The organism is Novosphingobium sp. PP1Y (assembly GCF_000253255.1).
Classification (GTDB): domain Bacteria; phylum Pseudomonadota; class Alphaproteobacteria; order Sphingomonadales; family Sphingomonadaceae; genus Novosphingobium.
The window spans coordinates 657,707-679,607 of the sequence record NC_015583.1 but is presented as its reverse complement, the minus strand read 5'-3'; the positions used below and the strand labels follow the sequence as shown (position 1 = coordinate 679,607).

The window sequence follows — 21,901 nt, the reverse complement described above, 5'->3', positions numbered from 1 at the left end:
AATCGCGGACCGGAGGATCACCCCGAGATCAGGGCATCCAGCGCAACAACGCCATCACCTTCGGGCAGGACCAATACGGGATTGAGGTCGACTTCGCACAGCTCGGGCGTCCCGCGCACGATTGCCGAAAGCGCCTCCACGGTCTGCGCCAAGGCATCGATATCGGCGCGCGGCGCTCCCCGGAAGCCGGTCAGCAGCGGCGCAAGGCGCAGGGAGAGAATGCGTGCCTTGATATCCTCCACGCCCAGATCCGGCGGGAGTAGCACGGCATCGTGAAGCAACTCGGCAGTGACACCGCCGAAGCCGACAAGAATGACCGCCCCCCAATCCCGATCGCGGCGCGCACCTACGATCATTTCCACGCCGCGCGGGGCCATGGCCTCGACCAGCAAGCCGTCAAGGACGAGGCCCGGTCTCGCCTTTGCAACATCTGCCTGCATGCGCTCCCATGCCGAGGCAAGGGCCGCCGCATCCGGAATGTTGACGATGACGCCGCCTGCATCGCTTTTGTGGCTGAGTGCCGCGGCCTGAGCCTTGAGGACGACCGGATAGCCGATCCGTTCGGCAATTGCCTGCGCTTCTTGTGCAGTAGTCGCCAGTTCGCCCGCGGAGAAGCACACGCCGTGCGCAGCGAGCATCTGCTTGGCGCGGTATTCGGGCACGATTTCACCGGGGGCAATCGCGGCAAGGCTGATGGCGGGTTTCGGTGAAACCGTCTGCGGACGGCCGGCGTATGAAACGAGCCGGGCGACAGCGGCCAATGCACGCTCAGGCGTCGGAAAGTACGGGGCCCCAACTTCACGCAGCGCGGCGATGTCTTCGGCAAGTACGCCGCCGCCCTCGTCGACCCCGGCCACGATCACCGGCTTGGCTCCGTTCAATGCGGCGATGGCCTTGGCCACCGCAGAGAACTTCACATGAGCGGTATGGGTGTCGGTCTGGATCAGGGGAATGAGGATCGCATCGATCCGGTCATCGGCGCCCAGCGCCGCGATCGTGCGATTGTACAGGGTCGAATCGACCAGCCCCTGCGCGGTGATGTCGAGCGGATTGCTGACCGGCACGAAAGGCGGCAGCGCCTCGCGCAGGGCCGGGCTGTCCGCGTCGGTCAGCCTGGGCAGGGCCAGACCGATGCGCTCGGCACCGTCCAGCATCATCGCCTTGAGCGCACCCGATTCGGAAACCACGCCGATCCCGCCCTGGGGCAACCGGGGACAGCGCAGCGCGATCTCGCTGACATCGCCCAGTTCCTCGAGCCCATCGACGATGATGACCCCGGCGCGTTCGACCAACGTGCGCATGACCGCGTGATCGCCAGCCATCGCGCCAGTATGGGTCGCAGCGCTCTCCCGTCCAGCCTCGCTGCTGCCGGGATGGAGCAGCACAACCTGCTTGCCCTTCTCACGCGCAAGGCGTGCCGCGCGCAGGAACGCGTCGGGCTTGCGGAAGTGCTCGACGATCATCGCGATCACGCCCGTGGCCGGGTCATCGGCGAGATAGGCTACGTAATCCTCGACGCCGCTTGCGGCCTCGTTGCCGGTGGAGATATAGCAGGACAGCGGCACGTCGCGGGCGATCATCGTGGTCGCAAGCACAGCGGCCATGGCGCCCGATTGCGAGACTACGCCGACGCGCGGTTCGCCCTTGGCGCGGGCCTCGGGCAATTCGACGAATGTCAGCGCAACATTGCCTGAGAAATTAACGAGGCCCAGGCAATTGGGGCCCTCAATAACCATGCCGGCTTCACGGGCGATACGGCCGAGCTCTTCCTGCTGGGCGAGGCCCTCTTCCCCGCCTTCGGCAAAGCCAGCGGAAAAGATGACAGCCGCCCCGCATTTGCGATTGGCCAGTTCCCGAACCGTATCCAGAACCGCGGGCTGCGGAATCGCCAGAACCGCCGCATCGATCCCTTCCGGAAGAGTCGAAACGTTGGGCACGCAGGGCCGTCCGTTGATCTCGTCGCGCTTCGGATTGACGAGGTGGATCTCTCCGGAAAAGCCGCGTCGTTCGAGGTTAGTCAGTACCGATGCCCCCAGCGATCCCGGCCGGTCGGACGCGCCGACGATCGCCACGCTACGCGGGTTCAAGAGCCGGTCTATTCCGGCCCGGTCGAGCGTAGGGGACGATAGTTCTAGGGTTGTGGACATCTGCTTCTCCCGGCTGGGCAATAGTCTTCACCCGCTCTGTGGCGGACCGCGCGCCTTGTATCCCTATGATACATAATGCGCAAGACTGGCCCGCACTCTACGCTGCCGACACGCTTGTCATCCGAAGACAGTCAGCTACCATTTTGGCGGAACCACGCTATCGCAGCGCTTGCGTTATATGTATCATCGGCATACATATAACGGCGCCGCACGGCCACAAACTCGATGCCTTACGCTGACGGAGCGAAACTCTCTGTCCGTCAGGACGCTAATCAAGGAGAGCGATCGTGAAAACAGATTTCAAGCTGCTGGTGAACGGAAACCTGATCGACGGAGCCTCAACCTTCGACGTCATCAATCCCGCGACCGAGGAAGCCTTCGCCCAGTGCCCGCGTGCCGACGAGGCAATTCTCAATCAGGCCGTCGCTGCTGCCAAGGCGGCGCTCCCCGCCTGGTCGGCCCTCACCGCGGACGAACGCGGCGGCTATATCAACCGCCTTGCCGATGCGATCGAAGCCCGCATCGAGGAGTTCGCCCGCCTGCTCACAGCCGAACAGGGCAAGCCGCTCGATCAGGCCACTTACGAGATCGGCGGCAGCATCTACACGCTGCGCGCTTTCGCAGCGATGCGCCTGCCCGACCAGACCCTGCGCGACGAGAATGGCAATACGGTGATCGAACACCGCACGCCGCTTGGCGTCTGCGCTTCGATCACGCCCTGGAACTTTCCCGTGATCCTGCTGGCCAACAAGATCGGGCCGTGCCTGATTGCCGGCAACACGATGGTCTCCAAGCCCGCGCCCACCACGCCGCTCACCACCCTCTTGCTGGGCGAAGTCGCCGCCGAAATCCTGCCGGCAGGGGTCTTCAACGTCGTGTGCGACCAGAACGAGCTCGGTCCGCTGATCACCGGCCATCCGGACATTGCCAAGGTCGCCTTCACCGGCTCCACCGCGACGGGCAAGAAGGTAATGGCTTCGGCCGCCGAAGGCGTGAAGCGCGTGACGCTGGAACTCGGCGGCAACGACGCTGCGATCGTGCTCGACGACGTGCCGGCCAAGTTGGCAGCGCAGAAGGTCTATGCCGGGGCGATGGCCAATGCGGGACAGATCTGCGTCGCGATCAAGCGTGCCTACGTTCCCGAAGCGATGTACGACGAATTCTGCGCGGAAATCGCCAGTCTGGCCGAAGCCGCCGTTGTCGATGACGGATCGAAGCAGGGCGCAACGATCGGTCCGGTCCAGAACCGCATGCAATACGAAAAGGTCCGGGACCTGATCGAGGATGCCAAGACCCGCGGGCGCGTCCTGGCTGGCGGCGAGATGCCCGATCGCAAGGGCTTCTTCATCCCGCCCACCGTCGTCGCGGATCTCGACGAAGACGCACCGCTTGTGCGCGAGGAACAGTTCGGCCCCGTCCTGCCCGTCCTCAAGTATGCCGAAATCGACGATGTTATCGCCCGCGCCAACGATTCTCCATATGGCCTCGGCGGCACTGTCTGGGGGATGGACCAGCTGCGGGCGATGGATGTCGCGCGTCGTATCGATGCCGGTACTGTCTGGGTGAACCAGCACCTTGCGATCGATCCGAACATTCCGTTCCGCGGCTCGAAGCAATCCGGCCTCGGCACTGAGCACGGCCTTGCCGGGCTTATGGAGTACACCCAGGCGCACGTCATCAATGCCGTGCCCCTCGCCGCCGAACCGGCCTGAGCGGCAGCCTCAGTCGATTGATAACTGACGCAAGGGGTCGGATAAGTCCGGCCCCTTCGCGTTTTCAGAGCCTTGCGGCACATTGCCATGACAAAATTCATGATTTCGCAAATGCGAATCTATACACACTTGTGAATTCATGGCAGGCAGGACTCGAAAGAGGAGCTGCCTGATGACCATTGCCACCACCCACGTCGGAAGCCTTCCGCGCGGAGACGAACTGACCCCGCTGCTGCTCGCGCGTGACAAGGGCGAGCCTTACGATGCCGCCGAATTCGACCGCCTGGTGCAGGCGGCGGTCGATGAGGCCGTGCGCCAGCAGGTAGCGAGCGGTGTAACCTGGGTCAGCGACGGCGAACTCGGCAAGGTCGGCTATTCGACCTACATGATCGAGCGCCTCGAAGGGTTCGGTGGTCATATCGACCGCAAGCCCGCCGCCGATCTGGCCGAACACCCGGACCTGTCCCGCAAGCTGTCGGCAATCATGGGCAGCCAGGAGTTCACCCGCGCCTCCTGCATCGGCCCCGTACGGCTGCGGACACTCGACCCGCTACACGAAGACACCCGCAGGTTCCGCCATGCGCTCGACAAGCACGGCCAGGGCGTGCGCGGCTTCCTCAATGCCGCTTCGCCCGGCCTGATCACCGCTTTCCAGGTCAACCGCCACTACCCGAGCCACGAAGCCTATCTCGCCGATCTCGTCGATGCCATGCGCCCGGAGTACGAGGCCATCGTCGCAGCCGGTTTCGACCTGCAGCTCGATTGCCCCGACCTCGCAATGTCGCGCCATACCGGCTACCAGGACCAGGACGAAGACACGTTCCTGCGCACGGCTGCCGCCAACGTGGAGGCGCTCAATGCCGCAACCGCCAACATCGATCCCGATCGCTTGCGCATGCATATCTGCTGGGGCAACTACGAGGGCCCGCACGACCACGACATTCCGCTCGAGAAAGTCGTCGATACCGTGATCGCCGCCCGCCCCGCGACGGTCCTGTTCGAAGCTGCCAACCCTCGCCACGAGCACGAATGGACAGTGTGGCGCGATGCCAGGCTGCCCGATTGGAAGGTGCTGGCCCCCGGCCTGATCGACACCTGTTCCAACTATGTCGAGCATCCCGAACTCATCGCCCAGCGGATCGAACGGTTCGCTTCCTTCGTCGGCAAGGACCGGGTCGTGGCGAGCACGGATTGCGGATTCGGTACCTTCGCGGGCTACGGCAAGATCGATCCCGGCGTGACCTGGAAGAAACTGCGCGCCCTGCGCGAAGGGGCCGACATCGCGGACGCCCGCCTGTGAGCGGCACGCTTTCCCCCGATACTATCCGCGCGATCGAGCACGACTGCGCGAAGCTGGTCGCCCGCTACGCCAACCGCAACGATGCCGCGGACTGGGTGGCGGTTGCAGCGCTCTATGCGCCCGACGGCCGCATGGCGCGCCCAACGGCGCCCGACGACTGGATCGCCGGGCGCGAGGCCATTCTGGCGGCCTTCAAGGCTCGCCCGCCGCGCGTTACCCGCCACATCTGTTCCAACGTCGAGATCACCGTTGTTGACGCGGACACCGCGCTGGGCGAGAGCGCAATGCTGCTCTTCACCGGTGAAGGCGCACCAAAGGTCGGATCTTTCCACGACCGGTTCGTGCGCCTGCCCGATGGCTGGCATTTTGCCGAAAGGCGCGGGTTGTTGACGTTCTGAGGGGACAATGGCGATAGCGGGGGCACCGGGAAGCACTTCACCGACGGTCAAGTCGGCGATGCGTACGCTCGACATCATCGAGTATGTCGTCGCCAATCCCGACGGCGTCGTGGCTCAGGAAATTGCGCAAGCCCTCGCCATTCCCGTGAGCAGCCTGTCCTATCTGCTTGCGACGCTGGTGGAGCGCGACTACCTCGCGCGCACCGGACGCCACTACCAACCCGGCGCCGGGCTCGAACGCCTTCGGTCAAGCCCGCGCAAGCTGCCGCTGGTCGAGCGGGTTCGACCTCTGGTGCGGACACTGCGGGTACGCTCCAATGAAACGGCCAGCTTCTTCCTGCAGCGTGACTGGTTTCTCGAAGCGGCGATCACCGAAACTGCCGAGCATACGCTGCGCTATTCGATCGGGGTCGGCACGCGCACGCCGCTGCATTGCCTCGCCGCGGGCAAGGCCCTGCTTGCCGCGCTCGATCCGGAAACTCTGGAACATTACTTCCGGGAATCCTCGCGGGAGCGCTATACAGCGGCGACGATCACCGAGGAAGCCGCGCTACGCCGCGAAATCGACGAGGCACGCGAACTCGGCTTCGCAGTGACCCGTGAGGAAATGACCCCTGGCATCTGCGGCGTGGGCACGGTCCTGCGCGAGGATGGCCAGCCGGTGGGATCGCTGGCCATTGCCATCCCGACCGTGCGCTGGACGCCGGAAATCGAGGAGGCCACCAGCAAGGTGCTCATCTCCGTGGCCGAGAGCTTCTCCCGCTAGATTTCACGAAGACGAAGAAGCGTGCGTCTGCGTCTGCGGGCGAGGGTTCCGCCTGCGTAATGCACTGGACAGGCGGAGCTGTCATGCAGATACGCGAACAGGGCCGGGACAACGCCCGGCCCTGCTGCCTGTTCTGTCTATCCCGCCCCCCAGCGTGCCAATCATGAACACGCAGGAGGTCCGTCTTCGGATAGCTGAAGAGGTACTGCCTCAGTCAGCCGACTTCGTGCGCCAGCCTTCTGCGTAGGAGTCGCGAGCGACTTCCGAGTAGGGAACCGGCGCAACGGTGGCGCGGATCTCGGTCTGGACATGGCGCTCGACGGTCGGCTTGCGGGTGCCGCCATTCGGCTCACCCCACAGCAGAGAAACCTGCGTGCCCGGCTCCGCAACCGATTCATCGACCATGGCGAGGGCCAGGAAACGGCCTTCGTTCTGGGTGTAGCCAATCCATGTCGACAGACCGACTTGCTTGCCGTCCACAAGCACGCTGTCATAGGGGTGCATCGCGTAGACCGCGCTCGGGAAGTCCATGTACTTGGCGCGATCGCCCTTGGTCAGCATCGAGCTGATCACGCGCATCACGTCCTCGTTGTCGAGCGCGAGGGTGACCTTGCGACGCTTGGGCTGGTCCTTCATTTTCTCCAGCGCTTCGCGGCCGATGAAGTCATGGTCGAACTTGACCATGATGCCGTAACCCAGCTCCCAGGGGTTCAGGTAGTAGTCTTCGATGTTGTCGGAGACGAAGCTGCCGCCGATCGAAGTCATGCCACCGTACGACTTGGCCGAGAGCCATTCGCGGTATTCGCGCATGGATTCACCGGTGTAGATCGCCGGCAGCGGCGAGGGAATCCAGCCCGATTCAAGAGTGTTCGAGCTGTAGGTGCGACCGCCCGAGGGGAGCAGGCCGAAGTCCTTGCCGGCGTCGAGCAGCGCGTTGCGCACGGTGTCGTAGTCCTTCCAGGGTCCGAACAGCTCGTAGCCCGGCTGGCCGGCCATGCCGTGACGCAGGGCGCGCACTTCGACGCCGGCGATCTGGATCGGTGCCATGTGGAAGAACTTGAGATCCGGCGGCGTCTCGCCCATCGCCTTTTCCAGCACCTTCATGGCGTTCGGGCCCTGCAGCTGGAAGCGGTAGTTACGACGGTAGCCCTGCTGGTCGAGAGGACGTGCGGCGGTGCGCTCGTCGCGCTCGACCTTGACGTCCCACTTGCCCGAGGCCGCGTGGAATTCGACCCATTCGATCGTCGGCGCACGGCCGACCAGCTCGAACTTTTCTTCTTCGAGATAGAACAGGATGACGTCGCCGATGACATAGCCTTCCGGGGTCACCGGGGCGAACTGCTTTGCGCGGTTGGGCACGAAGCCCTTGAAGCTGTTCGGCGCAAGGTAGGACAGCATCTTGAATGCGTCCGGGCCGGTCACCAGCAGGTCCACCATGTGGAAGCTCTGGTTGAAGAGAACCGCGGTCTCCGCCCAGGCACGCTGTTCGTCGCGCCAGTTCGAATATTCACCCGGAACGCCCGGATAGACGTTGGGGCCGGTCTGCTGATTGCGCAGGAAGTCGACCATGTCGCCCTTCTCTTCGATCAGCTTCTGGAGGCTCTTCTCAGTCATTATATTCTGCCTTTCAGTACTTTGGTCAGGTTCTTCTCAGGTTGTGATTCATTTGATGCGAGCCATTCGCGAATGACCGCATTGAAAGCGACGGGCCTTTCGGCAGGAGCCATGTGGCCGGCGTCCGGCACGATGGAGAGCGGGCAGCCGCCAATGGCTGCAGCAATCTCCCGGTGCTGTTCGACCGGCGACCAGGCATCGTCAGCTCCAACAATCAACGAGACCGGACAGGTGAGCTCAGAAAGCACACCGGAGACGTCCGGCCGATTCAGCAGCGCCTCGATCTGCGCCTCGAACACGGTCTGCCCCGCGTCCAGGCACATCGCGCGCAATTGGCCGACGAGATCCGCATCATCGCGCATTGCCGGGCCGATCATCGGCGGCAACCAGGCATCGACAAGCGCGGCGAAGCCCTGCTCCCGCCCTATATCGCGCAAGGCATGGCGCTGCTCGCGCTCACCCGGGCGCGGCACGTGAATACCGGTATCGGCAAGCGCCACTCGACTCACGCGGTCGGGCGCCTTGCGCACGATCTCCAATGCCACGCGTGCTCCCATCGAGTGCCCGAGGACGGCGCAGCGCGAAGGCATGCGTTCCAGCGCATAATCGGCCATCGCAGCAATGCGATCTGCGCCGCCGTAGAAGCCGTCGATGCTTCGGCTTCCGGCGAATTCCGCAAGCTGGCCAGCGAACATACGTCCGTCGCACAGCAGCCCCGGGAGGATCACGAGGATTTCAGATTCGGCATCTATATTCGCATTCATGAATTTTCACCTATACGAATCTTCTTTGACGCGCTAGAGAGAATTCCGCAATCAGTTCTCGAAAAGCCCATCCCCAATTCCGGTTCGCAGGAATGCGGGCAAGAAGGGCGCGGGGGGAGAAGGAAGTGACTATGACCACCCCAATCATCCATCCGAACTGGGCGCGCCCGGCTCTCAACATGGTCGACGGCTATTCGCTGGAAATAACGGCCAAGGACGTCGATAGCCTGCGCGCGGCCGCCCCGGGGATCCTCCCAGAGACCCCGATCGCCCTGACTTTCCTGCCGGGAGAGGAATTCGACGCCCGCGTCGCCGCGGCGCGCACGGTGCGGGAACTCGGTTTCGAGCCGATGCCCCACTTCTCCGCGCGTCGCATCACTTCACGCGATGAATTCGAGCGTTACCTCGCGGCCGTGACGCGGGAGGCCGGCGTGAAGCGCAGCTTCATCATCGCCGGCGACCCGGCAGAGCCGGAAGGCCCCTTTGCCGACAGTATGGCCCTGATCGCCACGGGCGATTTCGAACGCAATGGCATCACGGCCATCGGCATCGGCGGCCATCCCGAAGGACATCCCAACATGTCAGACGAACAGTGCTGGCAGGTCCTCGAAGACAAATGCAATGCCATTGTGGCACGCGGCATGGCTCCTCTGATCGTCACACAGTTCGCCTTCGACGCCGATGCGGTGCTTGCCTGGCTCAAGGAACTGCGCGAGCGCGGCATCGAGGCACCGGTGCGCCTGGGCGTACCCGGCCCGGCCGGCATCAAGACCCTGATGCGGTTTGCGGCGCGCTGCGGCGTCGGCGCTTCGGCTTCCGTCATGGCCAAATACGGCATTTCCATCACCAGGCTCATCGGCTCGGCCGGTCCCGACAAACTCGTGAAATCTCTCGAACAGGGACTGGGCGAGGAACACGGCCCCGTTCGCCTGCACTTCTACCCCTTCGGCGGCCTCGAGAAGACCGTCGCATGGATCAACGAGTTCGCGCGCAAGAACTGACGCGGCACTCCAGAAAGAGAGGAACCTTCAAAGGTGTCTGAGATCTACACCCTGCGCCTGCAATGCGATGATGCGCCCGGTCTTGTCGCCAAGGTCGCAACTTATCTTGCCGAGTGCGGCTGCAACATCGTCGACGCGCAGGAATTCCACGACCGCCCTGCCGGTCGGTTCTTCATGCGCGTCGAATTCCAACCCGGGAAGCCCGGCTCGGTCGAGGTGCTGCGCGCCGGCTTCGCGCCCATCGCCGAGGCTGCAGGCATGGAATGGAGCCTGCGTGACAAGGCCCGCCCCAAGAAGGTCATGCTGCTGGTCTCCAAGTGGGACCACTGCCTGGGCGACCTGCTCTATCGCCAGCGGATAGGGGAACTGCCGATGGAAGTCGTCGGCATCGTCTCCAACCATCCGCGCGAAGTGCTGCATACCTCGCTGATCAACGGCCTGCCCTACATGCACCTGCCGGTCACCAAGGACACCAAACCGCAGCAGGAGGCGCAGATCCGCGCTTTGGTCGAAGAAAGCGGTGCCGAACTCGTCGTCCTGGCACGCTACATGCAGATCCTGTCCGACGAGATGGCAGGCTTCCTCTCCGGCCGCTGCATCAACATCCACCATTCGTTCCTGCCTGGGTTCAAGGGCGCCAAGCCCTATCACCAGGCATTCGATCGCGGCGTAAAGATGATCGGCGCGACCGCCCATTACGTAACCGCCGACCTCGACGAAGGTCCGATCATCCATCAGGACGTCGAGCGCATCAGCCACGCCGACATGCCCGAAGAACTCGTGCGCCGCGGCCGTGATATCGAACGGCGAGTGCTCGCCGAAGCGGTTCGTCTGCACCTCGATGACCGGGTCTTTGCCAATGGCGCCCGCACCGTCGTGTTCCGCGACTAGGCCGCACCGGAACCGAAAGGACAGTCTCCATGCGCGAAGCGACAGACATCGCCAGTTACCTGGCGGACCTTGAAGATATTCCAGGCACGCAAGTATTCACGGCGCAGAGAGCCCGGCAGGGTTATCATCTCAACCAGTGCGCCATGAGCCTGATGAAGCCGGAGAACCGCGAGCGGTTCAAGGCCGACGAACGGGCCTATATCGACGAATGGCCGATGAGCGAGGAGCAGAAGCAGGCGCTTCTTGCCCGCGATTACAACCGGCTGCTCAATCTGGGCGGCAACATCTACTTTCTCGCCAAGGTCTTCTCCACCGATGGCATCAGCGTGGTCCAGGGCGTTTCGACGATGACCGGCATGAGCGTCGAGGAATACCAGGCGATGATGATGGCGGGCGGGCGCTCCCCTGTGGGGCAGCGTTCGATCCGGGAGAACAACTGATGGCACGCATTACTCACGGCATCGGCTGCAGCCACATTCCCGTGCTGGGCTATGCCCACGATCACGGCAAGGACGGCGACGATTATTTCAAGCCCGCCTTTGCCGGGTTCGACTGGACCCGCGAATGGATCATGGCGCCTGAAAGCCGTCCGGACGTCGTCATCCTGGTCTACAACGACCACGCCAGCGCCTTCGACATGAAAGTCATCCCGACTTTCGCCATCGGTTGCGGCGAACGTTACACTCCGGCCGACGAGGGCTTCGGCCCGCGCCCCGTGCCGGTGGTCGAAGGCCACCCCGATCTTGCCTGGCACATCGCGCAGAGCCTTGTCCTCGATGAATTCGACACCACCATCATCAACGAGATGGAAGTGGACCACGGCCTGACAGTGCCGCTCACGATGATGTTCGGCGATGTCGACAAATGGCCGGTGAAGGTAATCCCGCTGGCGGTCAACGTCGTCACTTATCCGCCGCCATCGGGCAATCGCTGCTGGGCGCTGGGCGAAGCGATCTCCCGCGCGGTTTCAAGCTTTCCCGAGGACCTCAAGGTCCAGATCTGGGGCACTGGCGGCATGAGCCACCAGTTGCAGGGGCCGCGCGCGGGCCTGATCAACAAGGAATGGGACAACCGCTTCCTCGACGGCCTGACCGGAGAGGGACAGGATCTGCGCCACGTCCCCCATATCGAGTACCTGCGCGAGACCGGCTCGGAAGGCATCGAGATGGTCATGTGGCTGATCATGCGCGGCGCCCTGGGCAAGAGCACCCGCGCCTTGCATCGCCACTACCATGTGCCGGTCAGCAACACGGCGCTCGGCCACATTGTGCTCGAACCCGTCGATCCCACCGTACCGCCCAGCCGCACGCTGGAAGGCAGCAGCGCCATTCCACAGGACATGGTCGCCTGATCCACCGAATTCCCCGCCTGTCCTGCCATGAGCAGCACGGGCGGGGAAGCAGCCTTCCAGGCCTTGAACGCGCCTTGTCCGGGAGATCCCCGACGCAAGGCGCAGTGGTCTAACGTCGTGCGAAATCAGAAAGAGTTCTTGGAGTCCGCATTCCACAGGACAGTACCGTCCGGCAACTTGATCGAGATGACGCTGCCCACCTGAGAACCGTCCCGCATCGGGTGCATCGTCACGCTGATGCGATCGCCCTGTTTCAAGGTCTGGCGGTTCCACCCCTTGCGTGCGATGATATTGGGCGCATGACATTCGCCCGACCACTTGATCACCTTGCCGCCCGACTGGGGCAGCGTCATGTAGATCCATACATGCGGCATCTGCCAGCGATACTGCTCGACGGTTCCGGTCACCGTGACCGTCTTTGCATTGTCGAACATGGCAAAGCTGTGGTGAGCATCTGCCGAGATCGAAACCAATCCCACGCCACTCGCAGCCGCTACGGCAAGCGTCGACTTCAGGAACGCGCGCCGCAAGCTGCGCCGAACGGTCGGACGAGAATGAACTTCAGACATCTGGTTTTCTCCACGAATTTCTGCCGCGCGTTCGGAGACTGAGGAACGAACTTCACCCAGTCTCGCGCCGGCGGGACCAAGGGACGACTTCAGAGGAACCCGATCCAGCGACCGGCGGCGATGGTGCTGACCCACAGGATGATCGAGGCTCCGCCGGACACCTTCATCGCCGGACTCGCAACGGCATGCCCGCCCACCACCTGCCACTGCTTCATCGCGTGAGTGTGGAAGAACAGCACGTTGACCCCGGCTAAGGCGAGAACGATGACCTTGATCCGGAACGCCGGGTTATCGGCAAACATGATAGCCGAGGACATGAACATCAGCGCGCCGGTGATCAGGGCAAGTGCAAAGACAATCCAGGTGACCGGCAGCATCTCGTTCATGACCGACTCGATGCTGCGCCGCTGCAACAACAGGCCCAGTATTCGCAGGTCGACGATCCAGATGCTGCCGACCACGAGCGCAATAGCCATGACATGCAGTGTTTCGAGGGTGGGGTAGGCCCAGGTCGATTCCCGGACGTACTGCGCCGCACCGATCGATTCCAGGGCGGCAAGGAAAGGAAAAGCAGCGCTTCCCATCGCGTATCTCCTGCTAGTGGCAGCCGGTAGGCGCCGGTTCAGACGTAGGCGATCCAGCGACCAGCGAAGATGATGGAAGCCCACAGGCCGATGAGGACGGCGGCCAGCAGCTTGCCACTCAGTCCGCTCCAGGCCTCTTCGCTGCGATCGCTTTTTCTGATGTATAAAATGACTGCGCCAGTGATTGCCGCGACCAGCAGCATCTTGATCTGGAACAGCGCGTTGGTCAGCTCGCGAGCGGGCTCACCAATTATCAGGACAATACCGCTGAGCAACAATACGAAGCCTGCACCGATTGCCACGCGACCGTCGCGCCTGGCCGCCCCCGCCATTGCATGGCAGGGAGCGGCGAGGCCAAGCAGACGTAGGTTGATCATCAGCAACGCGCCCGAAAGAGCGGCAATGGCCAGAATATGGATGCTCTGCACAAAGGGCGTGACCCAAAGATGGTTGGCAACGAAAGCGCTGGCCGCGGTTTGCGCTATCTGCTGGCTGATTTGTTCGAACAATGCGGGACCTCATCCTCAACTGTCGGACGAACCTTAGTCGAGCCACCGGTGATCCGTTTTCAGATAGGCTTTGAAGGTCTTCACGAATCGTCCGCGATGCGCATCGACGCTGCCTGTGCGAAAGATCGTGCAGCAACAGAAAGCCCCGGCTTTCCTCACAAGCAACCGCCAGTCAATTCAAGCAAAGCATCGGAGTACGATCCATGCCCTCCGCCATTTCAAAGGCTGCGACCCTGGCCATCGGGCTCGCCATCGCGCCAACGGCTCAGGCCGATGACCTTCCCATCGAAGGCATGTGGAACTACCGCGTCACGGAGTGGACCGACGGCGTCGCCGTGCCGGAGCCGGAGCTGACGCAGGAAGCGAAGGATTTCCTCGCCAAGAGGAAGGCGGCGGAGCAGGCTGGCTATGTCCGCGGCGTCACGAGCATGCTCTGTCTTCCGGGCGGTTTTCCAAGCGTGATGTTCCTGCGTACGCCGATGCAGATTCTGGCGGGCATCGGGCGTGTTGCCATTACCGCAGAATCCTCAATAGAGCCGCGTACCGTCTATCTGAATGTCCCCCACCCGGACATCATCGATCCATCCTGGTACGGAAATTCGGTAGGTCACTGGGACAACGGCGACCTGATCGTCGACACCATCGGCCTTAACGGACGCGGCAAGAGGCACGGAATCTGGCAGGTTGGACGAGACCTTCCCGGCACCAGCGCTGAAGCCCACATTGTCGAGCGCTTTCACGTCGAACCCGGCGGCAAGGTCCTGACCCTGACGATGACCGTCGACGACCCGGTCTACTACGCGAAGCCCTATTCGGTGACCGTCCATTACGACCGGATGCCTGATGACAGTCCGCGCTACGAGGCCGTATGCGAAGTGGATCTCGACGCACTTTCCAAAGTCGATCTCGAGGCGATCAAGGATATCGATATCGAGGCAGAACGCTTGCTCGAAGACAAGGTCACGGGCGATCCCTTCGACCACTGAAAATAGGCCGTCCTGTCGGCATTCCCTGGCCCGATCGGCAGGGAGGGTACTTTTTCGGCCCATCGGCCACTCAACTGAAACACCCGGGCCCCGGCCCTTCCCCATGATGAGGCAAAACATGAAGAAGATCTGCAGCCTGGTTGCCATCGGCCTGGCTCTCTCGTCGCCGGCCGCATTCGCGCACCATTCCTTCAACATGTTCGATTCGAACAAGTACGTCGAATTCGACGGCGTGGTCAAAACCTTCACATGGCGCAATCCGCATGTGATGATCACGGTACAGTCCGGAAACAAGGTGTGGACCGTCGAATGCTCCACCCCCAACATTATCGGCCGAAAAGGCTGGAGCCCCACGATCATGAAGGCAGGCGACAAGGTCCGCTTCCGCGTGCACCCGCGCAAGGACGGTGTGGACTATGGCCTCGCGGTATCCGCGAAGCTGCCCGACGGCACTGTCATTACCGACAAGCCCTGATTACCGGTCGCACGCTAGCTGAGCTCCCATGCCTTCATCTGCTCCAGGCCCCGGCGCGTCCGCCTTCGGAACTATCGCGCCAATTCCGCTCCACTCGCCCCCACACAGCAGTTCGACAGACGGCGCACGCGTCGTGGCGCGCTGCGACTTGCTCAAGTACGAACCGTTCAGCGATGCCGGCGATTACCTGTTCAGACCCTACCTGGGACCAGCCCATCACGCGACCATACGGCAGGTGATCGACTGGGCCGGTGAAGCCGGAATGACGGCAAGGATCGACGGCATCGGGAACGTTGTAGCTCGTTATGAAGCAGACACGCCCGACGCGCCTGCAATCCTCATGGGATCGCACATCGACAGCGTGCGCAATGCGGGTGCCTATGACGGGCCACTGGGCGTGCTTCTCGGTATCGAGCTTGTCAACCGTTTCCATAACCGAGGCGAACGCTTTCCCTTCGCTCTTGAGGTCATCGCATTCGGCGACGAGGAAGGATCGCGCTTTCCCGGCTCGATGATGTGTTCAAGCGCCGTAACAGGTACGCTGGAGACCCACAGCCTCGAGATCTGCGACGGCGAAGGTGTCAGCGTGGCACAGGCACTTGATACGTTTCCGGAAGTGGCTGGCCAGCGCATTTCCGCAAAAACGGTAGTGCAGGCCCGCCGCACTGCGGCCGAACTGCTCTGCTTCGTCGAGGCCCATATCGAACAGGGGCCCCTGCTGGAAGCTATCGATGAAGCGATCGGCGTTGCCACCAGCATTGCAGGGCAGCAGCGTTACCTTGTCACCTTCAGTGGTCAGGCAGGGCACGCAGGCACCACTTCCATGTCGCTGCGAAAGGATGCCCTGGCCGCGTCAGCCGAGGCAATCCAGATGGTCGAGACCGTCGCCAGGCGCTTTGGTGAAGATCTCGTCGCCACAGTGGGCCATGTCGAGGCCCGGCCCGGCGCCGTCAACGTCATCCCCGGCCAGGTCGAATTCACGCTGGACATCCGTTCGGGCGATGATGTCCTGCGCAAGCGCGCTGCCATGCAGATCCTGCAAGGCCTGGGAGACATCGGGGAGCGCCGCGGGATCCCTGTCATGCATGAGCTGATCCAGGACCTGCCTCCCTCTCCCTGCGATCCGAAACTGATTGAAATTATGTGCGAAGCCGTGCGCAAGACCGGAAGCTCCGGCCGCAGGATGGTTTCGGGCGCCGGTCACGACACCATGGTCATGTCCCGCTTCGTACCGTCGATCCTGCTTTTCATTCGATGCCTCAAAGGCATCAGCCACAATCCCGCGGAAAGCGTCACCGTGGAGGACGTCGATCAGGCCTTGGAAGCTCTTGAGCACTTCATTCGGGCCTTCCCCCTTGCCCGGGATCGAGCGGAGGACTGATCGCCCGCTACTTGAAAGTTTGCCGGTCCCATCCTGAGAAGAGCGGCGCCCTGGAAGGGGCGTCGCTCTTTTTTTGATCGTATGCGCATGCTCCAATAGCCGGGAGCAGGCTGGCGAAGATCTCCCGCCCATGCGGGCCGGCTCATTGGCCGTCCTCCGGCAGAGCGCGGTCTCGTTCCGACGAAGCGGCATGACCGTCAGCCCTCGATGTGGACGGAACTCACAAATATGGCCGCTGACCGCGAAAGGCGGTTGCGATGGTTGCAGCTGCGATCATCTCGTCTCGCGGATCACCCTGCCTTATCATGTCCTGCCCTGCCAGTTCCTGTCATCCAACCGCCATCGCCGACCCGGCGTTTGACGCAGGCTGCACGAAAAAAAACCGCGCCACAGGGGATATCCTGTGGCGCGGAGAGGGAATGACCCGGATCATCGACGTCCCGGCCAGCGGCATCTATGCAGTCAGGTGATCAGAAGCGCGTATCGAGGACGACGCCGAGCGTGCGCCGGGCTTCGAGATCCAGCACGTTAACAAGCGAGCCTTCGTCGAAACCGCCCAGTTCAATTCCTGAAACGTAGTACTTGTCGAAGAGGTTGCGGGCGAACACGCCGACACGCCAGGTATCGTCCTGGGCTCCGACCCCCAGGTTGACGTTGACAATGCCGCGGCCGTCCACACGGGTATTGGGATCGACGCCGTTGGTGTAGAAATCACTGCGATAAGTATAGTTGGCTGTCGCATCGACTGCCAGATCTTCTCCGATCGGCTGCTCGAAGCTTGCCGCCAGCGCCAGGTTCCACTTGCTGGCGTTCGGCGCGGGCGATCCCTTTGCCTGGATATAACTCAGCCCGGTACCGGGTACGGTATAGCAGGCCCCGACGACATTGGGATCGTCCGTGACGGGCGGCTGGATCGGTTCGTACTCGGAATAGCAGGCGCTAAGGAAATCGGTGTACTTGGCATCCTGGTAAGTGCCGTTCGCAATCAGCGTCAGCCCCGGCGTCGGCTTCACAGAGAATTCCACCTCGATGCCCTGCGTCTTCATGCCACCGGCATTACCCAGCGCAAAGCCGGGCGGCAGGAGGGTCGTGTCGGGAACACTGGTCTGGAAATTGCGAAACTTTTCACGAAAGGCAGTCAAGTTGAACAGCAGGTTGCCGTTCAACCACGTCGTCTTGATCCCGGCTTCGAGCGACTTGACGGTCTCGGGATCGACGATCCGCGCCGAAGAACCGGCGACGGCAATCGCCAGCGGTCCCTTGTAGCCGCGCGCAGCAGTAAAATAGGCCATTACATTCGGCGTGAAATTGTACTGCAAGCCAGCGCGCCAGGAAAAATCGGTATTCGCGGTCTTGGCACTGCCAGGGCCTGAGACCATGCCCGTCAACGGGTAAACGCCCTCGACTTCGACGGTATAAAGGCTGGAGGATGCCTTGTCCCGGGTCAACCGTCCGCCGAGGATCAACTTGAGATCGTCGCTAACATTGACAGTGCCGTCGATGAAGCCGGCAATGCTGTCGACCGAATAGCTGAGGTAATCGCGGCCACCGCTGAACGAAAGCAACGCGCCCGGGCCATGAAGCAGCTCGGCCAGGCCGCCGAAATCGCCCGCAAACATGCTGACTTCCTTGGAACTGCGGTGATAGTAGTAAAGCCCCGAGGTGAAGTCGATGAACTGGCCGCCCGACGAACTCAGGCGCAGTTCCTGAGAGAACTGGTCGCTGCGCACGCGCACAGGCCCTTCGGCCGCAGTGATCGGCGTGCTGCCCAAAGTTGCGAAGGCATCGCGTCCGAGCATGCGATATCCGGTTAGCGCTGTCAGGGTATAGTTGCCGAAGTGGTAATTCGCCTCGAACGTACCACCGCCGACGCGGTTGATCTGATAGCTGTCGCTGGCAAGACCTGTTTCGGTGTTGTTAGGCCCCGGTTCGATCCCGTAGTCGAGGATACCGAACCCGGGTGGAACAGTGCCGCTGCCGATGCCCAACCGACGATAGCTGGAGAGAAATGCGGGGCTCGAGTAGGAGCGACGGTAATCGACGCTGGCGAAGATGTCGAAATCAACAGTGGGCGCCCACTTGAGCTTGCCCTTGAGACCGACCTGATCCCTGTCGCCGGCGTTTTCCTGGCGCACCGGGTTCCACGCCCAGCCATCGCGGTTCTGGTAGGATGCGACACCCATTACGGCAAGGGTATCGGTTACAGGAACGTTGACCCGGTAGCTCGCATTCGTGTCGTCGTAGGAACCATATGAAGCGTGAAGGACGCTGTAGGTCCGGTCGGTAGACGGACGTTCAGTGGTAATGTTGATCACGCCCGCGGACGCGTTCTTGCCAAACTGCGTGCCCTGTGGACCGCGCAGGATTTCCACCCGCGACACGTCGCTCATGTCGGCGCCCAGATCATTGACGAAACCATAGACGATGCCATCTACGACGAGACCCACGGTCTGCTCGGTCGCGGCATTGAAACTGTTGGTGCCCACGCCGCGTACGTTGAAACCGGCGCCGCCGCTGGAGCTGACCTGCACGCTGGGCGAAAGGTACTGTAGCTCGGAGGGGTCCTTGTAGTTCGAAGCGACGAATTGCTCGGCGCTGATCGCCGTCACCGCGATCGGAACGTCCTGAAGCTTCTGCTCACGGCGTGTTGCCGTCACGACGATATCGAGCGAAGTGCCGGTCTCCGTGGCGGCACGATCCTCCGAGGCAAATGCCGGTTGCACGATGCTCGCCAGGCTCGTCGATAGAGCCAGGGCGAGTGCTGTCTTTCCTGTCATGGTTCAAATTTCCCGCTGCTTTCCCACCGCGCGATGCGGCATGAAATATGCTGCGAGCCCACCGCTCGCTGCAATGCAACATCAGGCAATTTCCCGGAAAGTTCTCGCTGATTTGATTTGAAAGTATTTCGCCGATGGGCGAAATACGTGTTTGTAATAAAGGTTCTTAAGAAACAAAAATGCGCAGGCCGGTCGGGACATTCATCCCACCGGCCCACGCTCGGGGTCGAACTTTCTCAGGCGAGAATTCAGCCCTGGAACTACAGGGCCGTAGGATCATCCTTCCATCCTACCATGCAAGGGCTCTCCCATAGCTCGGAGTCTTCCGGAAGGCGCTTGTAATGGCGCACGATCTTGTAGGAATCGGTCAGATACCGAGGATCGCGCAAGGTCATCTCGTCGACCAGCATCTGGCCGTCTTCGCTCAGGCTGATGCGCTCGGTCATCGTGGTCGTAGCGGAATGAACCGCGTTGCCGAAACGAAACGGAAATCCGGTATCGTTGAAATTGTCGGTCTCGATGACCAGCGTCTCGCCTTCCCAATGGCCCATCGAATAGCCATTGTACATCGGCGGCAGCCCTTCGGTAGCCTTCTTCCGGTTGAGATAGACTGTCCGCACAAGCGGGCTCATCTCGGAAATGATGGTGATGCGCCCCGGCGTCTCCAGGATCTCCAGCGGAAATTCCGAGAGCATTATCCCGGGGAGGCCGATCGGCTCGCAGGCCCGGGTTTCGTCGTCGATGACCTTGCCCGCATTCTCTTGGGCTTCGCGCTCCTCGACCATCGCCCTCGCCTCAGGCCTATAGGGCGGCTCCACCGGCGTCTCGAAATCGTCCTGTTCCAAGAACCACATGCCCGTCAGACCGGTGACGGTACTGGGTTTGCCCGCCGGCTGCGCCTGCGCAATCGTCACAGGCATACCGGCCAGGGCAATGGCGAGGATGCCCCGAAGCGCAGCGCTTCCTCGCTTCTGAAAATGAGATTTCATCGTCATTCCTTCTATCATCGGTCCGCAACCAGGCTCGGCGCTGCCTTCGCGTGGATCGAAAGCCCCTGCATGATGGCATTCCGCACTGTCCGAGGTGGTAGCGCGAGATCTAGCACCGCTGTGCTCCCGGGTTTTTCACATAGCGCTTGAAGGTATTTCCGCAGCGCCGAGCGGACCCGCGCTTCATCGGTGTTCCTTGTTTAGCAGCCAATTGAGGGCCACGGCAGAGATCGTCGCCAGGACGATGCCGGAATGAACGAAGGGCTGCAGCGGCTGCGGTAGAGAGGCAAAGATCCCCTCCGAAACGAGCGGCACCATGCCCATGCTCAGTGAAACCGCGAGGATCGTCTGGTTATGGGGATTTCCCGAGAGGTCGACCTTGCCAAGAATCCGCACACCGGTAGCTGCGATCATCCCGAACATGACAAGGCCGGCCCCGCCCAGCACGAAGGAGGGAATCGATGCAATGGCGACGGCAAGCTTGGGGCTGAGCGCCAGGCCCAGCATGATCACCGCACCGGTCGCGCACACGAAGCGCGAACGTACCCCGGTAATCGCGATCAGGCCAATATTTTGAGAGAACGAGGTGTAGGGAAAGGCATTGAACAGCCCGCCGATAATCGTTCCCAGGCCGTCGGCACGCAGACCACGCGTCATCAGCGCCGTATCCATTTTCGTCCCCACGATCTCCGACACGGCGAAGAACATGCCCACGGATTCGACCATCACGATGATCATGACGAACATCATGCTGATCGAGGCACCCAGTTCAAAACGGGGCAAGCCGAAAACCAGCGGTGGCGTAAAGCCCAGTATCGCAGACTCACCGACCGCCGAAAAATCGGTCATGCCAAGGCCCGCAGCCACAAATGTACCCACCGCGACACCGATCAGGATCGCGGCATTGCGCACCATGCCCTTGCCGAAGCGCAGCACCGCCAGAATCAGGGCGAGGACGAAAAAGGACATCGCAGCGTGCGCGGCATCGACTTCGCCGCTCTTGCCCTGACCCACGATCCAACCGACGCCGATACCGATCAGGGATACCCCGATGACGAGGATGACCGTGCCCGTTACGACCGGCGGAAAGAACCGCGCGACCTTGCCGAGCACAGGTGCGATGGCCAGTCCGAACACGCCGGCGACCAGCACCGCGCCGCAGATCACCTGCAGGCTGTGTTCGGCACTCTGCCCGGCGGCGATATTGCTGTTGGCGATAGCCAGCATAGGCCCGATAGACGCAAAGGTAACGCCCATCATAATCGGCATGCGCAAGCCCACACCCTTGATGCCCACAGTCTGCAGCAATGTAACGAGCCCGCATCCGAACAAGTCGGCACTTACCAGAAGACCGATTTGCGACGCCGAAAGGCCAAGCGCGTGACCGAGTACGAGCGGAACCGCTACAGCACCTGCATACATCACCATGACGTGCTGCAGACCCAGGACAACCAATCGCGACAGTGCGGGTATTTCATCCACCGCACCCGGATCGGGCTCCGCTTCGGCAACAACCGCCTCGGCGGAAATCTCGGATTCCATGAGCATCAGACCTGGGCCTCCTTTGCGCCAAGCCTAGTACGCATATTCCGATTTGACCTGCTATTCAGCGATGGATCATTTTCAAAGAAACTTTCACGATGCGAGGAAACCTGATCGCCAAGCGAATACCGCGCCGTCAGGAACG

The 21,901-nt window shown here is 62.1% G+C and carries 20 protein-coding genes; 11 read left to right on the top strand and 9 right to left on the bottom strand.

Annotated features, from left to right (window positions below):
• Window positions 1-17: 17 nt before the first annotated feature.
• Entirely contained in the window at window positions 18-2,147 is a 2,130-nt protein-coding gene (locus tag PP1Y_RS04020) for an acetate--CoA ligase family protein (protein ID WP_013836807.1), read from the bottom strand.
• Window positions 2,148-2,434: 287 nt separating this feature from the next.
• Between PP1Y_RS04020 and PP1Y_RS04015 the strand changes: the two genes are divergently transcribed.
• From PP1Y_RS04015 to PP1Y_RS04000, 4 genes are all read left to right on the top strand, one after another.
• Entirely contained in the window at window positions 2,435-3,859 is a 1,425-nt protein-coding gene (locus PP1Y_RS04015) for an aldehyde dehydrogenase family protein (protein ID WP_013836806.1), read from the top strand.
• Between the two features lie 172 nt (window positions 3,860-4,031).
• Window positions 4,032-5,159: a cobalamin-independent methionine synthase II family protein gene (locus PP1Y_RS04010; protein ID WP_013836805.1), complete on the top strand. Its 1,128-nt coding sequence runs from the start codon at window positions 4,032-4,034 to the stop codon at window positions 5,157-5,159.
• Window positions 5,156-5,557: a nuclear transport factor 2 family protein gene (locus PP1Y_RS04005; protein WP_041558362.1), complete on the top strand. Its 402-nt coding sequence runs from the start codon at window positions 5,156-5,158 to the stop codon at window positions 5,555-5,557. Before PP1Y_RS04010 ends, PP1Y_RS04005 begins: the two co-directional genes overlap by 4 nt.
• A 7-nt stretch (window positions 5,558-5,564) precedes the next feature.
• Window positions 5,565-6,323 carry an IclR family transcriptional regulator gene (locus tag PP1Y_RS04000; RefSeq protein WP_013836804.1) on the top strand — a complete coding sequence of 253 codons (759 nt, stop codon included), beginning with the start codon at window positions 5,565-5,567 and terminating at the stop codon, window positions 6,321-6,323.
• Between the two features lie 210 nt (window positions 6,324-6,533).
• On the opposite strand, the gene PP1Y_RS03995 is transcribed toward PP1Y_RS04000, so the two are convergent.
• Both PP1Y_RS03995 and PP1Y_RS03990 read right to left on the bottom strand, forming a co-directional pair.
• Window positions 6,534-7,937 (bottom strand): aminomethyltransferase family protein, encoded by a 1,404-nt coding sequence (locus PP1Y_RS03995; protein ID WP_013836803.1) that lies wholly within the window; start codon window positions 7,935-7,937, stop codon window positions 6,534-6,536.
• Window positions 7,937-8,551 (bottom strand): alpha/beta fold hydrolase, encoded by a 615-nt coding sequence (locus PP1Y_RS03990; RefSeq protein WP_232512244.1) that lies wholly within the window; start codon window positions 8,549-8,551, stop codon window positions 7,937-7,939. The genes PP1Y_RS03995 and PP1Y_RS03990 overlap by 1 nt, the downstream gene beginning before the upstream one ends.
• A gap of 281 nt (window positions 8,552-8,832) precedes the next feature.
• On the opposite strand from PP1Y_RS03990, the gene PP1Y_RS03985 reads away from it, so the two are divergent.
• Genes PP1Y_RS03985 through PP1Y_RS03970 form a run of 4 tightly spaced genes read left to right on the top strand, consistent with a single transcriptional unit; the run spans window position 8,833 to window position 11,944 of the window.
• Entirely contained in the window at window positions 8,833-9,702 is an 870-nt protein-coding gene (locus tag PP1Y_RS03985) for a methylenetetrahydrofolate reductase (RefSeq protein ID WP_013836801.1), read from the top strand.
• A 33-nt stretch (window positions 9,703-9,735) separates the two neighbouring features.
• Window positions 9,736-10,593, top strand: coding sequence for a formyltetrahydrofolate deformylase (gene purU, locus PP1Y_RS03980; protein WP_013836800.1), 858 nt, complete (start codon window positions 9,736-9,738; stop codon window positions 10,591-10,593).
• A 29-nt stretch (window positions 10,594-10,622) separates the two neighbouring features.
• Window positions 10,623-11,033, top strand: coding sequence for a protocatechuate 4,5-dioxygenase subunit alpha (gene ligA / locus PP1Y_RS03975; protein ID WP_013836799.1), 411 nt, complete (start codon window positions 10,623-10,625; stop codon window positions 11,031-11,033).
• On the top strand, window positions 11,033-11,944 hold the full coding sequence (locus tag PP1Y_RS03970) for a class III extradiol dioxygenase subunit beta (RefSeq protein ID WP_013836798.1): 912 nt from the start codon (window positions 11,033-11,035) through the stop codon (window positions 11,942-11,944). The genes ligA and PP1Y_RS03970 overlap by 1 nt, the downstream gene beginning before the upstream one ends.
• Window positions 11,945-12,069: 125 nt before the next feature.
• On the opposite strand, the gene PP1Y_RS03965 is transcribed toward PP1Y_RS03970, so the two are convergent.
• From PP1Y_RS03965 to PP1Y_RS03955, 3 genes are all read right to left on the bottom strand, one after another.
• Entirely contained in the window at window positions 12,070-12,513 is a 444-nt protein-coding gene (locus PP1Y_RS03965) for a DUF6152 family protein (protein ID WP_013836797.1), read from the bottom strand.
• A gap of 89 nt (window positions 12,514-12,602) precedes the next feature.
• On the bottom strand, window positions 12,603-13,097 hold the full coding sequence (locus PP1Y_RS03960; protein WP_013836796.1) for a DUF6644 family protein: 495 nt from the start codon (window positions 13,095-13,097) through the stop codon (window positions 12,603-12,605).
• A 38-nt stretch (window positions 13,098-13,135) separates the two neighbouring features.
• Window positions 13,136-13,606: a DUF6644 family protein gene (locus PP1Y_RS03955; RefSeq protein ID WP_051009940.1), complete on the bottom strand. Its 471-nt coding sequence runs from the start codon at window positions 13,604-13,606 to the stop codon at window positions 13,136-13,138.
• Window positions 13,607-13,809: 203 nt separating this feature from the next.
• Between PP1Y_RS03955 and PP1Y_RS03950 the strand changes: the two genes are divergently transcribed.
• The 3 genes from PP1Y_RS03950 (at window position 13,810) to PP1Y_RS03940 (ending at window position 16,448) form a co-directional block, all read left to right on the top strand.
• Window positions 13,810-14,592, top strand: coding sequence for a hypothetical protein (locus PP1Y_RS03950; protein WP_232512242.1), 783 nt, complete (start codon window positions 13,810-13,812; stop codon window positions 14,590-14,592).
• A gap of 118 nt (window positions 14,593-14,710) precedes the next feature.
• Entirely contained in the window at window positions 14,711-15,067 is a 357-nt protein-coding gene (locus PP1Y_RS03945; RefSeq protein ID WP_041558359.1) for a DUF6152 family protein, read from the top strand.
• An 82-nt stretch (window positions 15,068-15,149) separates the two neighbouring features.
• A complete protein-coding gene (locus PP1Y_RS03940; RefSeq protein WP_369799478.1) occupies window positions 15,150-16,448 on the top strand; it encodes an allantoate amidohydrolase in 1,299 nt (432 codons plus the stop codon).
• A gap of 470 nt (window positions 16,449-16,918) precedes the next feature.
• Here the strand turns inward: PP1Y_RS03940 and PP1Y_RS03935 are convergent, their stop codons facing one another.
• From PP1Y_RS03935 to PP1Y_RS03925, 3 genes are all read right to left on the bottom strand, one after another.
• Window positions 16,919-19,225, bottom strand: coding sequence for a TonB-dependent receptor (locus PP1Y_RS03935; RefSeq protein WP_013836792.1), 2,307 nt, complete (start codon window positions 19,223-19,225; stop codon window positions 16,919-16,921).
• 260 nt (window positions 19,226-19,485) lie between these two features.
• Entirely contained in the window at window positions 19,486-20,214 is a 729-nt protein-coding gene (locus tag PP1Y_RS03930; RefSeq protein ID WP_232512241.1) for a hypothetical protein, read from the bottom strand.
• Window positions 20,215-20,397: 183 nt separating this feature from the next.
• The gene (locus PP1Y_RS03925) at window positions 20,398-21,762 is read right to left on the bottom strand and encodes a nucleobase:cation symporter-2 family protein (protein ID WP_051009939.1); all 1,365 of its coding nucleotides are present in this window, start codon (window positions 21,760-21,762) and stop codon (window positions 20,398-20,400) included.
• Between the last annotated feature and the right edge of the window lie 139 nt (window positions 21,763-21,901).

What these genes read in the sequence shown, in the direction of transcription:
- PP1Y_RS03950 (WP_232512242.1), top strand. Translation starts at nt 13,810, where the DNA reads ATGCCCTCCGCCATTTCAAAGGCTGCGACCCTGGCCATCGGGCTCGCC.
- PP1Y_RS04010 (WP_013836805.1), top strand. Translation starts at nt 4,032, where the DNA reads ATGACCATTGCCACCACCCACGTCGGAAGCCTTCCGCGCGGAGACGAA.
- PP1Y_RS03935 (WP_013836792.1), bottom strand. Translation starts at nt 19,225, where the DNA reads ATGACAGGAAAGACAGCACTCGCCCTGGCTCTATCGACGAGCCTGGCG.
- PP1Y_RS03965 (WP_013836797.1), bottom strand. Translation starts at nt 12,513, where the DNA reads ATGTCTGAAGTTCATTCTCGTCCGACCGTTCGGCGCAGCTTGCGGCGC.
- PP1Y_RS03945 (WP_041558359.1), top strand. Translation starts at nt 14,711, where the DNA reads ATGAAGAAGATCTGCAGCCTGGTTGCCATCGGCCTGGCTCTCTCGTCG.
- PP1Y_RS03930 (WP_232512241.1), bottom strand. Translation starts at nt 20,214, where the DNA reads ATGAAATCTCATTTTCAGAAGCGAGGAAGCGCTGCGCTTCGGGGCATC.
- PP1Y_RS03960 (WP_013836796.1), bottom strand. Translation starts at nt 13,097, where the DNA reads ATGGGAAGCGCTGCTTTTCCTTTCCTTGCCGCCCTGGAATCGATCGGT.
- ligA (WP_013836799.1), top strand. Translation starts at nt 10,623, where the DNA reads ATGCGCGAAGCGACAGACATCGCCAGTTACCTGGCGGACCTTGAAGAT.
- PP1Y_RS03995 (WP_013836803.1), bottom strand. Translation starts at nt 7,937, where the DNA reads ATGACTGAGAAGAGCCTCCAGAAGCTGATCGAAGAGAAGGGCGACATG.
- PP1Y_RS03925 (WP_051009939.1), bottom strand. Translation starts at nt 21,762, where the DNA reads ATGCTCATGGAATCCGAGATTTCCGCCGAGGCGGTTGTTGCCGAAGCG.
- PP1Y_RS03970 (WP_013836798.1), top strand. Translation starts at nt 11,033, where the DNA reads ATGGCACGCATTACTCACGGCATCGGCTGCAGCCACATTCCCGTGCTG.
- PP1Y_RS03990 (WP_232512244.1), bottom strand. Translation starts at nt 8,551, where the DNA reads ATGGCCGATTATGCGCTGGAACGCATGCCTTCGCGCTGCGCCGTCCTC.
- PP1Y_RS04020 (WP_013836807.1), bottom strand. Translation starts at nt 2,147, where the DNA reads ATGTCCACAACCCTAGAACTATCGTCCCCTACGCTCGACCGGGCCGGA.
- PP1Y_RS03985 (WP_013836801.1), top strand. Translation starts at nt 8,833, where the DNA reads ATGACCACCCCAATCATCCATCCGAACTGGGCGCGCCCGGCTCTCAAC.
- PP1Y_RS04000 (WP_013836804.1), top strand. Translation starts at nt 5,565, where the DNA reads ATGGCGATAGCGGGGGCACCGGGAAGCACTTCACCGACGGTCAAGTCG.